This window comes from Ramlibacter sp. bp-362, assembly GCF_054956735.1.
The window spans coordinates 103517-116712 of the sequence record NZ_JBUDXE010000006.1; the positions used below are offsets into that span (position 1 = coordinate 103517).

14 protein-coding genes and 1 tRNA gene are annotated in these 13196 nt (G+C 71.0%); 7 read left to right on the forward strand and 8 right to left on the reverse strand.

Going from position 1 to position 13196, the window contains the following annotated elements; all coding sequences use genetic code 11:
• The first annotated feature begins 115 nt into the window (after positions 1 to 115).
• A tRNA-Ser gene (locus tag ACY0MJ_RS10125) sits at positions 116 to 206 on the forward strand.
• Positions 207 to 361: 155 nt separating this feature from the next.
• On the opposite strand, the gene ACY0MJ_RS10130 is transcribed toward ACY0MJ_RS10125, so the two are convergent.
• On the reverse strand, positions 362 to 1348 hold the full coding sequence (locus ACY0MJ_RS10130; RefSeq protein ID WP_462638292.1) for a LysR family transcriptional regulator: 987 nt from the start codon (positions 1346 to 1348) through the stop codon (positions 362 to 364).
• 121 nt (positions 1349 to 1469) lie between these two features.
• On the opposite strand from ACY0MJ_RS10130, the gene ACY0MJ_RS10135 reads away from it, so the two are divergent.
• The 6 genes from ACY0MJ_RS10135 (at position 1470) to ACY0MJ_RS10160 (ending at position 7367) form a co-directional block, all read left to right on the forward strand.
• A complete protein-coding gene (locus ACY0MJ_RS10135) occupies positions 1470 to 2018 on the forward strand; it encodes a 4-hydroxylaminobenzoate lyase (protein WP_462638293.1) in 549 nt (182 codons plus the stop codon).
• A gap of 10 nt (positions 2019 to 2028) precedes the next feature.
• On the forward strand, positions 2029 to 4257 hold the full coding sequence (locus tag ACY0MJ_RS10140) for an FUSC family protein (RefSeq protein WP_462638294.1): 2229 nt from the start codon (positions 2029 to 2031) through the stop codon (positions 4255 to 4257).
• Between the two features lie 100 nt (positions 4258 to 4357).
• Positions 4358 to 5344, forward strand: a complete 987-nt coding sequence (locus tag ACY0MJ_RS10145; RefSeq protein WP_462638295.1) for a tripartite tricarboxylate transporter substrate-binding protein — start codon at positions 4358 to 4360, stop codon at positions 5342 to 5344.
• A gap of 2 nt (positions 5345 to 5346) precedes the next feature.
• Positions 5347 to 5919 carry a 4-hydroxylaminobenzoate lyase gene (locus tag ACY0MJ_RS10150; RefSeq protein ID WP_462638296.1) on the forward strand — a complete coding sequence of 191 codons (573 nt, stop codon included), beginning with the start codon at positions 5347 to 5349 and terminating at the stop codon, positions 5917 to 5919.
• Positions 5906 to 6625, forward strand: coding sequence for a nitroreductase (locus ACY0MJ_RS10155; RefSeq protein WP_462638297.1), 720 nt, complete (start codon positions 5906 to 5908; stop codon positions 6623 to 6625). Before ACY0MJ_RS10150 ends, ACY0MJ_RS10155 begins: the two co-directional genes overlap by 14 nt.
• Positions 6626 to 6629: 4 nt before the next feature.
• Entirely contained in the window at positions 6630 to 7367 is a 738-nt protein-coding gene (locus tag ACY0MJ_RS10160; RefSeq protein WP_462638298.1) for a YoaK family protein, read from the forward strand.
• A 7-nt stretch (positions 7368 to 7374) separates the two neighbouring features.
• On the opposite strand, the gene ACY0MJ_RS10165 is transcribed toward ACY0MJ_RS10160, so the two are convergent.
• Genes ACY0MJ_RS10165 through ACY0MJ_RS10195 form a run of 7 tightly spaced genes read right to left on the reverse strand, consistent with a single transcriptional unit; the run spans position 7375 to position 13177 of the window.
• Positions 7375 to 7839, reverse strand: coding sequence for a bacteriohemerythrin (locus ACY0MJ_RS10165; protein ID WP_462638299.1), 465 nt, complete (start codon positions 7837 to 7839; stop codon positions 7375 to 7377).
• Entirely contained in the window at positions 7836 to 8621 is a 786-nt protein-coding gene (locus ACY0MJ_RS10170; RefSeq protein WP_462638300.1) for a type 1 glutamine amidotransferase, read from the reverse strand. The genes ACY0MJ_RS10165 and ACY0MJ_RS10170 overlap by 4 nt, the downstream gene beginning before the upstream one ends.
• 11 nt (positions 8622 to 8632) lie before the next feature.
• Positions 8633 to 9370, reverse strand: a complete 738-nt coding sequence (locus ACY0MJ_RS10175) for an ABC transporter ATP-binding protein (RefSeq protein ID WP_462638301.1) — start codon at positions 9368 to 9370, stop codon at positions 8633 to 8635.
• On the reverse strand, positions 9363 to 10124 hold the full coding sequence (locus ACY0MJ_RS10180) for an ABC transporter ATP-binding protein (RefSeq protein WP_462638302.1): 762 nt from the start codon (positions 10122 to 10124) through the stop codon (positions 9363 to 9365). Before ACY0MJ_RS10180 ends, ACY0MJ_RS10175 begins: the two co-directional genes overlap by 8 nt.
• Positions 10121 to 11083, reverse strand: a complete 963-nt coding sequence (locus ACY0MJ_RS10185) for a branched-chain amino acid ABC transporter permease (RefSeq protein WP_462638303.1) — start codon at positions 11081 to 11083, stop codon at positions 10121 to 10123. Before ACY0MJ_RS10185 ends, ACY0MJ_RS10180 begins: the two co-directional genes overlap by 4 nt.
• Positions 11080 to 11940: a branched-chain amino acid ABC transporter permease gene (locus ACY0MJ_RS10190; RefSeq protein ID WP_462638304.1), complete on the reverse strand. Its 861-nt coding sequence runs from the start codon at positions 11938 to 11940 to the stop codon at positions 11080 to 11082. The genes ACY0MJ_RS10185 and ACY0MJ_RS10190 overlap by 4 nt, the downstream gene beginning before the upstream one ends.
• A 46-nt stretch (positions 11941 to 11986) precedes the next feature.
• Entirely contained in the window at positions 11987 to 13177 is a 1191-nt protein-coding gene (locus ACY0MJ_RS10195; RefSeq protein ID WP_462638305.1) for an ABC transporter substrate-binding protein, read from the reverse strand.
• Between the last annotated feature and the right edge of the window lie 19 nt (positions 13178 to 13196).

The window sequence follows — 13196 nt, forward strand, 5'->3', positions numbered from 1 at the left end:
CGACCTCCGCCCTTGTCATCCCGGCCGGCCATGTCATCCCGGCCTTGAGCCGGGATCCATGCCCCCCTCGACCTCCGCTACAATGGCGGGCTTCGCACCACGCGAACCGAATTCAGGAGCGGTGGCAGAGTGGTCGAATGCGCCGGACTCGAAATCCGGTATACGGTTTCACCGTATCGAGGGTTCGAATCCCTCCTGCTCCGCCAGAACGTCGTCCGGGACTCCCTCCCGGAACCAGAAAGCCTTCAGGACCTCGAAGCCTTCTTTTTTTCGCTTGCCGACGCCTGGTCCACCTGCGTATCTCGGAAATCAAGAACTGCGCATTCTGCCCCGACATGCGCTGTCCCGCTGAGCGCCGGCCTCAAGGCGTGGGCCCCTGCGGCTCCCCGGCCTCCTTCGCGATCTTCGCCACCATCTCGCGCAACCACACGTGCCCCAGGTCGTGCTCGTTGCGCCGGTGCCAGACGGCCCGCGTGACCGAAGTGCCCGCGCGATAGGGCGGTTGTCGCAGCAGCAGGTCGGCGCCCTTGAGCGCCTTGGCGAGCGAGGTCGGCACGATCGACAGCATGTCGGTCTCGCGCAGCAGCCCCGGGATCGCCAGGGAATGGGGCACCGTGACGCGCAGCCGCGGCACCAGCCCCACCTCGGCCAGCGCTTCCTCCAGCGCATGCCGGTCGAACATCTCCGACTGCCGCGCCAGCCCGCGCTCGAGGATGAAGCCGTCCACCGCGCCTTCCTCCTGCCCGCCCACCGAGATCGTCACCAGCGGATATCTCGCGAAGTCCTGCAGCGTGAGCTTGCGGCGTGACGTCGGATGACCCTTGCGCATCAGGATGCCCTCGCCCTGCGACATCAACGTGCGCGTGTTCAGGCGCGGCGGCACCTGCGAGAAGATGCCGATCGCCAGGTCGATCCGGCCGACGTCGATCTGCTCCGCGAGGTCCAGCCGCGTGGAGGGGCGGATGACGAGATCCACGCCCGGGGCCACCTCCTGCAACGCGCGCGACAGGCTCGCCACGATCACCTCCGTCATGTGGTCGTTCGCCGCGATCACGAAGCGCCGCCGCGACTTCTCCGGCGCGAACGGCTCCACGCCCAGCGTCGCCTCGATGCGGCGCAAGGCGTCACGCAGGCCCGGCGCCATCGCCGCGGCGCGCCCCGTGGGCACCATGCCCTTGCCGGTGCGCACGAAGAGGTCGTCGCCCACGAGTTCGCGCAGCCGCGTCAAGGCGTGGCTCACCGCCGACTGCGTGAGGTGCAGCCTGCGGCCGGCGAGCACGAGGTTGCGGTCCTCGTAGACCGCGTCGAACACCTTCAGCAGGTTGAGGTCCATGCGACCGATGCTCATGGCTTGCTCCCCCATGGTGAGTTGAATGGACTGCATTGTGCGCTTGCAGAGACATCAGTTCCATTCATTCCGCTGCGCTTCCATCATCCGGGCCCGCAGTCACGAACAAGGAGCCCGCACGATGACGAACGACACCCCCAACGCCGATCGCGAAGCGCTGATCGCCCGCAGCGTCCCCTTCCTCGAAGAGGTGAAGGACATGACGCCCGGCACCGAGGTGGAACGCTGGCTGAACGCCAGGTACGGTCCGGCCAGCGAGCTGTACCGGACGCTCGCCGCGCTGGTCACGAAAGGGGTGCAGGACGGATGGGCGGCCAACGTCGAGATCGACGGACCGGTCTACCGGCGCAGCCGCATCGCCGAACCGTCCGAGCGCACGCGCCATTTCAGCATCACCGCCGTCTACATGGACAGCACCGGCAACCGGCAGGGACACCCCGACCAACGCTATCGCGGGCAGTACCACGGCCATCCCTACGGCGAATTCAACATGGTCGTCCCGCTCACGCCCGGCGCCGCGCTGAACGGGCCGAACGGCTGGTGCGAAGCCGGCTGGACGGCGCCCGCGCCCGGCAGCGATCACTACCCGGAAGCGCGTGGTGGCGCGCTCATCGCGCTGTTCTTCCTGCCCTCGGGGCGGATCTCCTACAACGTCGTCCCGCGGGACTGAGGAGAAGCGGATGAACGCGCTGGCGCCCGGCGAAGCGGACGCGGTGCTGTCGCAGCAGGCGCCGGCGGCGCGCCTGCTGCGCGCCGCCGGGCGCCTGCTCGTGGGAGCACAGGTCACGCAGGCCGTGGTGGCGGCTGCGGGCCTGCTGCTCATCTCCTGGCTGGTGCACCGTTTCGCGGGCGAGGCAGCGGCTTCTGCTGCCATGGCAGGGGTGATCGCTGCCACGGCTCCCGCGCAGCCTGGGCCGCGGCGCGGCAAGTTCACGCAGTTCCTGCCGGCGCTGCTGCTCGGCACGCCCCTCTTTCTCGCGACGCTGCTGCTGCGCGGATCGCCCGCGGCGCTCCTGGCGCTGCTGGCCGCGGCCACCTTCCTGGCCTTCCTCGCCGCCGCCTGGGGCAAGCGCGGCCTGCCGGTCTCCGCTTCGCTGGTGTTCGCGCTGCTCTTCGCGCTGGCCGCCCCGAAGCCGCAGGGCCCCGCAGCGGCCCTGCGGGATGCGCTGGCCTTCTTCGTCGGCGCATCGCTGTGCATCGCCTGGTGGACGGCGGCCAATGCCTTGCTGAATCCGCGCTACCGGGTCCTGGCGCTTGCCGACCTCGCCTGGGCGCTGGCCGGCATCCTGCGCGCGCAGGGACTGCAGTTCACCATGCCGCCGCACACGCAGCAGCGCCTTGCACTCGCCGCGCGGCTGATGAAGCTGCACGCCGAACTGGCCGAACCGCTGCAAGGCGCGCGCAATCTCCTGCTGGAGGATCCGGCGGGTGCGAGGGAACTGCAGCGCGCGGCCATGCTCGTGCACCTGATCGACTTGCGCGATCACCTGGTCGCCTGCGCGCTCGACCTGGAGGCGCTGCACGAAGCACCGGGGCAGCAGCCCTTGCTGGCGGTGCTGGGCACGGAGATCCAGGCGCTCGCCGGCGACCTGGAAGATCTTGCCGACGCGCTGCGGCTCGGCCGGCTGCCGCCCGCCTTCGTGCACGAACGGCCCGCCCTCGCAGCGGCGGCGGCCGCGCCCAGTGACGTGCCCTCGTCCGCGCCGCGGCTGCTTTCCCGCGCGCTGGCGCGCCGTGTCGGCCACCTGCATGACGAAGTCGCGCAACTCGTGGGTCTCGCGCGGGGCGAGCGCGTGCCCGGCACGGAGGCGGTGCGGCATGCCTGGCCCCTGTTCGTCAGCCCGGCCCGATGGAGCTGGCGGCCGCTGCGCGCGCTCTGGCGCATGGACGCGCCGCCGCTGCGCCACGCCGCCCGCGCGGCGCTGGCCATCGCCGCCGGCCACCTGGTCGGCAGCCTCCTGCCCTGGAGCGCGCACGACGCGTGGATCCTCATGACGATCGCCTTCGTCCTGCGCGCGAACCTGGCGCAGACCCTGCAACGGCGCAACAGCCGCGTCGCCGGCACGCTGCTCGGTTGCGTGCTCGCCGGGATGCTGCTGTATGCGCGGTTGCCTCCCGCGCCGCTGCTGGTCGTCATCGCGCTGGCGTACGGCGTCGCGCACGCCTTCGTGCTGCAGCGCTACTTCGTCACGGCGGCGGCGGCCACGGTGCTCGCCCTCCTGCAGGTCCACCTCCTGGACGGCGCCAGCCCGCCCGCGTTCGAAGTGGCCGAGCGCGTGATGGACACCCTCATCGGCGTCTGCATCGCCTGGGGGTTCAGCTACGTGCTGCCTTCCTGGGAGCGGACGCAGCTCGCTGCCCTCGTCGAGGGCGCGCTCGCGGCGCAGGCACGGCATGCGCGCCTCGCGCTGGCGCTCGGACGCCTGCCTGCGGCGGACGCGCAGTCGGAGCTCGCGTGGCGGCTCGCGCGCCGCGATGCGCACGACAGCCTGGCGGCGCTCGTCCAGGCCGGGGGACGTGCACTGCTGGAGCCGCGCTCCGTGCAGCCACCGCTGGCGCAGCTGGAACGCGTCGTCGCGCGGAGCTGGGAGCTGCTCGCGCAGCTCACCGCCACGAAGACCATGCTGGTGCGCCGGCGCGCGGTCCTGGACCTGCGGCAACTGCAGGAGCCGCTGGACCAGGCCGCGCGCGCGATCGCCGCGGAACTGGCGCCCGGCGCCGCGCCGCTGTTGCACGGGGAACCCGGCGCTCCCTGTCCGCCGCTCGATCCGTCCAAGGTGACCACGGATGCCGGCGCATCGCTCCTGCGGCGGCTGCAGCTGGCCGTGCAGATCGCCCGCGCGCTGCGCGCCGATGCCGCGCTCCTTGCAGGCCCCGGTTCCGCCTCGCCGCGAGCCGCCGCAAATTGAATGGCATGCATCCGAGACTTGCAAAGACGTCAGTTCCGTTCAAGACAGTGCTCCACCATCATCCGCCTGCCCCTTGCCACTGATCGAATGGAGGTATCGCATGGACGCTCTCACCCGCCGCGCGTTTGCGCGCGTCGCACTCGCCGGCCCCGTGGCCGGCTGGCTCCTCCCGGCCCTGTCCCAGACCGGCGGCACGACCGGCAAGCTCCTGGTCGGGTATCCCGCCGGTGGCACGCTCGACACCACGGCACGCCAGCTGGCGCAGGCCTGGCGCAAGCAGGGTCGAACCTACATCGTGGACAACCGCGCGGGCGCCGCGGGGCGCATCGCCAACAGCATGCTCAAGCGCGAACGTCCTGATGCCAGCACGCTGCTGTGCACGCACGCTTCGGCGCTGACCATCTACCCGCACGTGTATGCGAAGCTCATGTACGACCCTCTGGCCGACTTCGTCCCGGTTTCGCCGGTGGTCTCCGCGACCTGCGCGCTCGCGGTCAGCAGCGCGGTGCCGGCCTCGGTGAAGGACCTGCAGGGCTACGTCGCCTGGGTGCGCAAGACGCCGGGCAGCGCCAGCTATGCATCGCCCGCGGCCGGGTCGGTCGCGCACTTCCTGGGTTTCCAGCTGTCCGAAGCGGGCGGGCTGAAGCTGCAGCACATCGGCTACCGCGGCTCGGCGCCGGCCATGCAGGACCTGCTGGGTGGGCAGATCCCGGCCTACTTCGGCTTCGTGGCGGACTTCCTGCGCTACCTGCAGCAGGGCAAGGCCAGGATCCTCGGCGTCGCCGCCGACCGGCGTTCGCGCTTCCTGCCGGGCGTGCCCACGTTCGCGGAGCAGGGCTTCGCGAAGATCCGCGGCGGTGAGACCTACGGCATCTTCGCACCGCCCGGCACGCCGCAGTCGACGACGCAGGCGCTCTACGAAGCCATCGTCGCGGCCAGCAAGGACCCGGCCCTGGTCGCGGCCTTCGAGCAGGTCGGGCTGGAGCCCCACACCCTGTCCCCCGCCGACTACGCCGCCGAGATCCGGCGGGACCGCGAAGCATGGGGACCGGTCGTCCGCGCCTCGGGCTTCCGCTCGGAGGAATGAGCATGATCACCGAAGTCCTGCACGAAGGTCGCGAGGCACTGATCGAGCGCAGCCTGCCCTTCCTCGCGGAAGTGAAGGACATGACGCCCGGCACCGAAACCGAGCGCTGGCTCAACGCGAAGTACGGGCCCGACAGCGAGCTCTACCAGGCGCTCGCCCGCCTGGTGAAGCAGGGCGTGCGGGATGGCTGGGCGGCCAACGTCGAGGTGGACGGGCCCGCCTATCGCCGCAGCCGCATCGCCGAGCCCTCGGAGCGCACCTGGCATTTCAGCATCACGGCCGTGTACATGGACAGCACGGGCAACGCGCAAGGCAACCCGGGCAACGCGTTCCGCGGCCAGTACCACGCGCACCCCTATGGCGAATTCAACATGGTGGTTCCCCTGAATCCGGGCGCCGCGCTGAACGGGCCCAATGGCTGGTGCGAGGCGGGCTGGACCGCGCCCGCGCCCGGCAGCCACCACTATCCCGAGGCGCGCGGCGGCGCCGTCATCGCGCTGTTCTTCCTGCCCGCGGGCAGGATCGCCTACCACGCGCCTCCGCAGGCGCAAGGAGCCGGACATGGAACGCGCTGAATGGTCCCAGGCCGACATCGGCCGATGCGTGGACGCCGTGATGCGCTCGCGGCGCTCCGTGCGCGCCTTCCGGCCGGACCCGCTGCCGGCCGGCACCGTGCGCGAGATCCTGCAGGCGGCGGCCACCGCACCGAGCAACTCCAACACCCAGCCCTGGCGCGTGTACGTCGTGACCGGCGCGCCGAAGAAGCACCTGGGCGAGGCGCTCGTCGCGGCGTTCCGTGACGGCACCTTCCCGCCATCGACGCACTTCCCCGATCCGCTGCCCTCCGCGCTGTGCGCGCGCCAGGCGGACTTCGCCGAGCGCTACTACGGCGCCCTGGGCATCCCGCGCAACGACATGGCCGGCCGCTCGCTGCAGACGCAGCGCAACTTCAGCTTCTTCGGCGCGCCGGTCGGCCTGATCTTCGCCATCGACGCGTGCCTGAGCCGCCACAGCTGGCTCGACCTCGGCCTGTACGTGCAGAGCGTCATGCTCGCCGCGAAGGCGCGGGGCATCGACACCTGCCCGCAGGTGTCGTTCGCCCGCTTCCATGCCGTCGTCGCCGAGCACCTGGGCATGCCACCGCACGAGGTGACGGCGTGCGGCATGTCCATGGGCTTCGGCGATCCCCACGCGATCGTGAACCGCACGGACATGCCGAGGCAAGGCGTGGAGGACTTCGCCTCTTTCACGGGCTTCGCGGAACCCGCGCTGTCGGAGTGAACCCGTGAACGGCGCGACGACGCGTCCGGCCGTGGCGTGGGTCGGTCTCCGTCCGCTGCTGCTCGCAGCGGCGCTGGCAGCCGTCGCGGGCTGGGTGGATACGCTCGGCTTCATCGGACTGCACGGCCTCTTCACCGCGCACGTGACGGGCAACTTCGTCCTGCTGGGAACGGAGCTCGTCGGCGGCGGCGGTGGCGTCCTCGGGAAACTGCTGGTCCTGCCGGTGTTCGTCGCCGGCGTGGCATGCGCGGGCTGGTTGCACGGCTTGCCGGCACCGCCTTGCGGCCGGCCTGCCTCGGTCGTTCTGGCACTGGAAGTTGCAGGGCTCGCGTGCTTCCTGGCGTTCGCCCTGCTGGCGCCGCCGACCGGCGCGGGACGGTCCGACTACGGATGGGCCCTCGTGGCGGCGTGCGCGGGCGCGTTCGCCATGGGCGTGCAGAGCGCGCAGTCGCGCCTGTCGCTGCGCTCCGCCGGTCCCACCACGGCCATGACGGGCAACGTGACGCAGCTGGTGCTGGAGGCGATGGATTCCATGCGCATGCGGCCGGCCGAGCGCATGCACGCGCGCCGGCGCATGCTCGGGATCCTGGCGCCGGTGGCCGGCTTCGCCCTCGGCTGCGGGGCGGGCGGGGTCGCCTACCTGGCGTGGTCGTTCTGGGCCTTGCTGGTGCCGATCGGCCTGCTGTGCGTGCTGGCCTGCGTCGACCCGCAGGAAGCGGGCTGCGCGGCGGCGCCGCGCTGAGTGCCCGTCAGGCGGCGGCGGGGCGCCGCTGCGGCCGGTGCAGCACGACCGGCTTGCCGCCGAACTGGCGCTTGCACATCCACGCCGCCAGGGCCGAATCCAGGTGGTCGGCGTGGCCGGGGAACCAGTCGACCAGCGCCTGCACGAAGGAAGGCGCCGGGTTGAAGTTGCCCTGCCGCGCCAGCGCCAGCACTTCGGAGGAGGACTTCAGCACCGCCGCGTGTTCGTCGATGTGGCAGTCGCGCGGCGGGAACTCCGTCTCGACCATCCAGGCGTCTTCGGCCGCGAAGTGGCTGCGCATGTGCGCGTCGATCTGCTCGAGCAGCGGCACCCAGTCCGGCGCCGCCGCGCCCTGCGCGCGCAGCAGCATGTCCTGGAATTCCGCATGGATGCGGTCCATGGGCTGGTAGCCCAGGTCCGAAACGACGGCTGCGGCGGGCGGGAGTTCGGGGTCGGTCGGGCGGTCGGTCATGGTGGGCAGTGCGGAGTTCGAGCTGCATTGTCGCGCATGAGTTCACCGACCTCTCCGGCACCGCCGCGGCAGGCGCGCAGCCAGCGGTCGTACAGGCGCGCGAGCACTTCGTTCACGGCCGCGGTCCGGGCGGGCAAGTCCTGCAGCATCGCATCGGCAGGCTGCACCGCCGGGTTGCCGGCCTCCAGCTCCCGTAGGAGCTGCCCGCGGTTCTTCGCGAGCGTGGCCTCCACCAGGGCCGGCGTCATCTCCAGGTGCGACTGCACGAGCAGGTGCAGGCCGTCGACGACGCAGGCCTGGTTCTCGCAGAAGGGACTGCTGGCGATGCGCACGGCGCCGGGCGGCGGGGTGAAGGTGTCCTGGTGCCACTGGAAGGTGAAGACGGGCCGGCCCGCCGATGCGCCCCACCAGTCGCGCGCGAGCGCGTGGTCCTCCGTTTCGATGGCGCCCCAGCCGATCTCCGGACGTTCCAGGCGGCCGACCTGGCCGCCCAGCGCGAAGGCGAGCATCTGGCTGCCGAGGCAATGGCCGGCCAGCGGGATCCCCAGGCGGTGCGCGGCGCGCGCCAGCGCGAGCTCCTGCGGGATCCACGGCAGCGCGTCGTGCACGCCCATCGATCCGCCCAGCAGGACGATGCCGGCGAACGCGCGGGGGTCCTCGGGCACCGCGTCGCCGCGGAAGATGCGGAAGGTGCGTACTTCGCGGCCCCGGTTGCGCAGGATGGTGTCGAGGGCGCCGGGGGCGCCCACTTCCGTGTGCTGGATGACGGCGATCGGTTTCATGGTCGGGGAGTTCATGCGGCCAGCGCTTCCGCGGCGGCCCCGCCGCCGAGCCCCACGCCGAGCAGGCCGTGCAGCAGCGCGGCGTCGCCGGCCAGCGCGGCGCTGCTGCCGGAATGGACCACCGTGCCGCGTTCCAGCACGATCGCGCGGTGCGTCATCTCCAGCGCCAGCACGGGGTGCTGTTCGACCACGATGGAGGGCAGGCCTTCCTGCTCGCAGAGCTTGCGGATCGAACGCGTGAGCTCCTCGACGATCAGCGGCGCCAGGCCTTCCATCGGCTCGTCCAGCAGCAGCAGCGCCGGGTTGGTCATGAGCGCGCGGCCGATGGCGAGCATCTGCTGCTCGCCGCCGGAGAGCTGGTTGCCGAAGTTGCGGCGGCGTTCTTCCAGGCGCGGGAACATGCCGTAGACGCGCTGCAGCGTCCATGGACCGGGCCGCGCGACGACGGTGAGGTTCTCCTCCACCGTGAGCGAAGGGAACACCTCGCGTTCCTGGGGCACCCAGCCGAGACCGGCGCGCACCCGCCGGTGCGGGCGCCAGGCGGTGATGTCGCGGCCCTGCCAGCGGATGGCGCCGCGCATCACGCGGGTGTTGCCCATCAGCGTTTCCAGCAGGGTCGTCTTGCCGACGCCGTTGCGTCCCAGGATGGCCAGGCTCTCGCCCTGCGCCAGGCTGAAGCCCAGGCGGTGCAGGACGACGGCCTCGCCGTAACCCGCGCTCACCTCGTCGAAGCAGAGCGCCTCAGGCATGGAGGCCCTCCGCGTGGCGGCCGAGGTAGACCTGCCGCACCAGCGGGTCGGCCGCGATCTCCTGCGGCGTGCCTTCGGTCAGCAACTGCCCGGAGACGAGCACGGAGATGCGGCGGGCGAAGCGGAAGACCAGGTCCATGTCGTGTTCGATGAAGAGGATGCTGATGTCGGCGGGCAGTTCGGCGATCACCTCGAACAGCTCGCCGCTCTCGTCCTCGGGAACGCCGGCGGCCGGTTCGTCCAGCAGCAGGATCCGGGGGCGCGCCGCCATCGCCATGGCGATCTCCAACAGGCGCTGCTTGCCGTAGGGCAGTTCGCCGACGCGCGTGTGGGCGAGCGCCAGCAGGCGCAGCCGCCGCAGGATCGCGGCCGCCTCGTCGAAGAGGTGGCCGTGCGAGCGCAGCGAGCGCCACCAGACGCCGCCCCTGCCCTCGCGTTCGCTCACGGCGGCCACCACCGATTCCAGCGGCGTCATGCGGGGGAACAAGGTGTTGATCTGGAAGGTGCGGCTCAGGCCCAGGCGGGCGCGCCGGTCGGGGCTCACGTGCGTGAGATCCTGGCCGCCCAGGTGGATGCTGCCCTGGGTGGGCCGCAGCACGCCGGTGAGCAGGTTGATCAGCGTGGTCTTGCCCGCGCCGTTCGGGCCGATCAGCGCCTGCCGCGCGCCGGGTTCCAGGCGCAGGTTCACGTCGCTCACGGCCCGGAAGCCGCCGAAGGAGATCCCCAGGCCCGAGGTTTGCAGGACCGTGCTCATGCCTCGCCCCGCGTCCGCACGAAGCGCGCCAGCAGGCCGAGGATGCCGCCGCGGCCGAACAGCGCCGCGGCGATGAGGAAGAGCCCGAGCCAGAACATCCAGTACTGCGGGTTCAGGTCCGCGAAGGCGTCGTGCGCCAGCATGTACACGAGCGCGCCGACCATGCCGCCATACAGCCGGCCGGTGCCGCCCAGCACCAGCACGATCAGGATTTCCGCCGAGCGCGAGAAGCCGATCGATTCGATGCCCACGAACTGGGTGGTCTGCGCGAGCAGGGCGCCGGCCGCGCCGGCGACCGCGGCCGACAGGGTGTATGCCAGGCGCAGCCGGCTTTCGACCGGGGAGCCGATCGCGAGCATGCGCTTGCTGTTGTCGTGGATGCCGCGCAGGCCCAGCCCGAACGGTGAATGCACCACGCGGCGCAGCGCGAGGAACAGCAGCAGCACCATGGCGTACGCATAGACGAAGGCGGTCTTGCCGTACAGGTCGAAGTCGAAGCGGCCCAGCACCGGCGCGATGGTGATGCCCTGCAGGCCGTCGGTGCCGCCGGTGATGGACGACAGCCGGTTGGCCAGTTCCGCCAGCAGCACGCACATGGCGATCGTGATCATGAGGCGGGTGAGGTCGGCGCCGCGGACCACCAGCCGGCTCGCAACGTACCCGAGTGCCGCGCACACGAGCAGGGCGACGGCGAGGCCGGTGAAGGGCTCGTTCCACGCATGCTTGGCGAACAGGCCGGCGGCATAGGCGCCCGCGCCGAAGAAGGCGGCATGGCCCAGCGTCAGGATGCCCGCGTAGCCCATGGCCAGGTCCAGCGTGACCGCGAACAGGCCGAAGATCAGGATCTGGCTCATCAGCGCGCGCTGGTCCGGCAGCCAGAAGTAGCTGCTCGCCAGCACGATCCAGAAGGCCGCCTCGGCCACTTGCTGCCCGCGGGGGGACAGGAGGACGCGGGTCATGCCAGCCCCTTTCGCGCGACGATGCCGTGGGGCCGCAGCAGCAGCATCACGATCATCACCAGGTAGATGAGGAAGGCGCCCGATTCGGGCAGGTAGTACTTGCCGGCCACGTCCACCACGCCCACGATCAGCGCGGCGAGGAAGGGGCCCAGCACGGTGCCGGCGCCGCCGACGCACACCACGATCAGGAAGTACACCATGTACTTCAGCGGGAACGAGGGCTCCAGTCCCAGCATGCCCAGGCTGAGGGCGCCGCCCAGGCCCGCCAGGCCGCAGCCGAGGGCGAAGGTGAGCAGGAACAGCCGCTGCACGTGGATGCCGGTGCCGGCCGCCACGCGCTGGTTGTCCACGGAAGCGCGCACCATGGCGCCGAAGCGGGTGCGGCCCAGCGCGAGCAGCAGCGCCGCCAGCACCGCAAGCCCCATGAGGACCAGGAACAGCCGGTAGCGGCCGACCTCGAAGCCGCCGAGCGCCACCCGCCCTTCGAGCGCCGCGGGCAGCTGGAAGGCCTGCATGGAAGGACCGAAGAAGTAGGTGAAGGCGGCGATGGAGACGAACACGAAACCGATCGACAGCAGCACCTGGTCCAGCGGGTGGGCGCGGTAGAGCCGGCGGAACACCGCCCATTCCAGCAGCGCTCCCAGCACCGCGGCCACCACGAAGGCCGCCACCAGGGAGGCGGCGAAGCCCGCGCCGTAGCGGCCCATCAGCGTGCTCGCCGCGTAGCCGCCGACCATGGCGAAGCTGCCGTGCGCCAGGTTGACGAAGTTCATCAGCCCCATCGTGATGGACAGGCCCACCCCGATGAGGAACAGGAGCATGCCGTAGGCCACTCCGTCGAAAAGGACGATTCCCATGCCTTTGCCGCCGGCCCGGGCCTGCTGCGCCCGGGCCGTCCCCCGGTTACTTCGCTTCCTTGGCCGGGTCCTTGACCCGCTCGAACTTGTCGAACTCCACGTTCACGAGCTCGCCCTTGACGCGCTCGGTGCGGCGGATGTAGACGGTCTGCACGATGTCGCGCGTCACCGGGTCGATCTCGATCGGCCCGCGCGGGCTCTCGAAGCTCAGGCCCTTGAGCGCCGCCATCAGCTTCTCGCCGGACGCGTCGCCGTGCGTCTTCGCGAGCGCCAGGTCGATCGCCGCGAGCGCGTCGTACGCCGTCACGGCGAAGTAGTTCGGCCGCAGGGACTTTCCGTAAGCCGCCGCGAAGTCCTGCACGAACTTCCGGTTCTTGGCCGAGGGATGCGCGTAGGAATAGTGGTGGCTGGTCACCAGGCCCAGCGCCACGTCGCCCGTGGCCTCGAGGAAGCTGTCGTCCGTGGCTTCGCCGGTGGCGAACAGCTTGATGCCGGCCTGCTCCATGCCGCGCTCCTTCCACACCTTCAGGAAGGCGGGCGGCATGACGCCCGAGGGGAAGAAGAAGAACACGGCCTGCGGCTTGGCATCCTTGATGCGCTGGACGTAGGCCGAGAAGTCCGGGTTGTTCATGGGCGTGCGCACGCCGCCGGTGATCTTGCCGCCGCCTTCGGTGAAGGCCTTGGTGAAGGAGGTCTCGGCGTCGATGCCGGGCGCGTAGTCGGCCACGACGGTGTATGCCTCCTTGATGCCGTTCCTGAGCATCCAGCGCGCCATCGGATCGGACACCTGCTGCACCGTGAACGCGACGCGCGCGACATAGGGCGAGCTGGTCGTGATCTGCGAGGCGGCTGCGTTCATGACGATCGTCGGCACCTTGGCCTGGGTCGCCACGGCGCCCACCGCGAGCGCGTTGGGGCTGAAGTCGAGGCCGGTGAGCACGTCGACCTTGTCGCGCACGACGAGCTCCTGCGCGATGCGCTTGGCCACGTTGGGCGCCGGGCCGGCCGTGTCCTTCTTGATGATCTCCACGCTGCGGCCGCCGAGCTTGCCGCCGTGCTCCTTCAGGTAGAGCGCGACGCCCGCATCGAACTGGCGGCCGTAGTCGGCATAGGGGCCGGAGTAGGTGGCGATCAGGCCGATGCGCAGCGGCTTGTCCTGCGCGGCGGCGCCGGTGGCGAGGCAGGCGATGCCGAGGCCGGCGAACGCGGCGAGCACGGCTCTTTTCGTGGTTTTCATGGTTGCTCCGTTCTGGTGG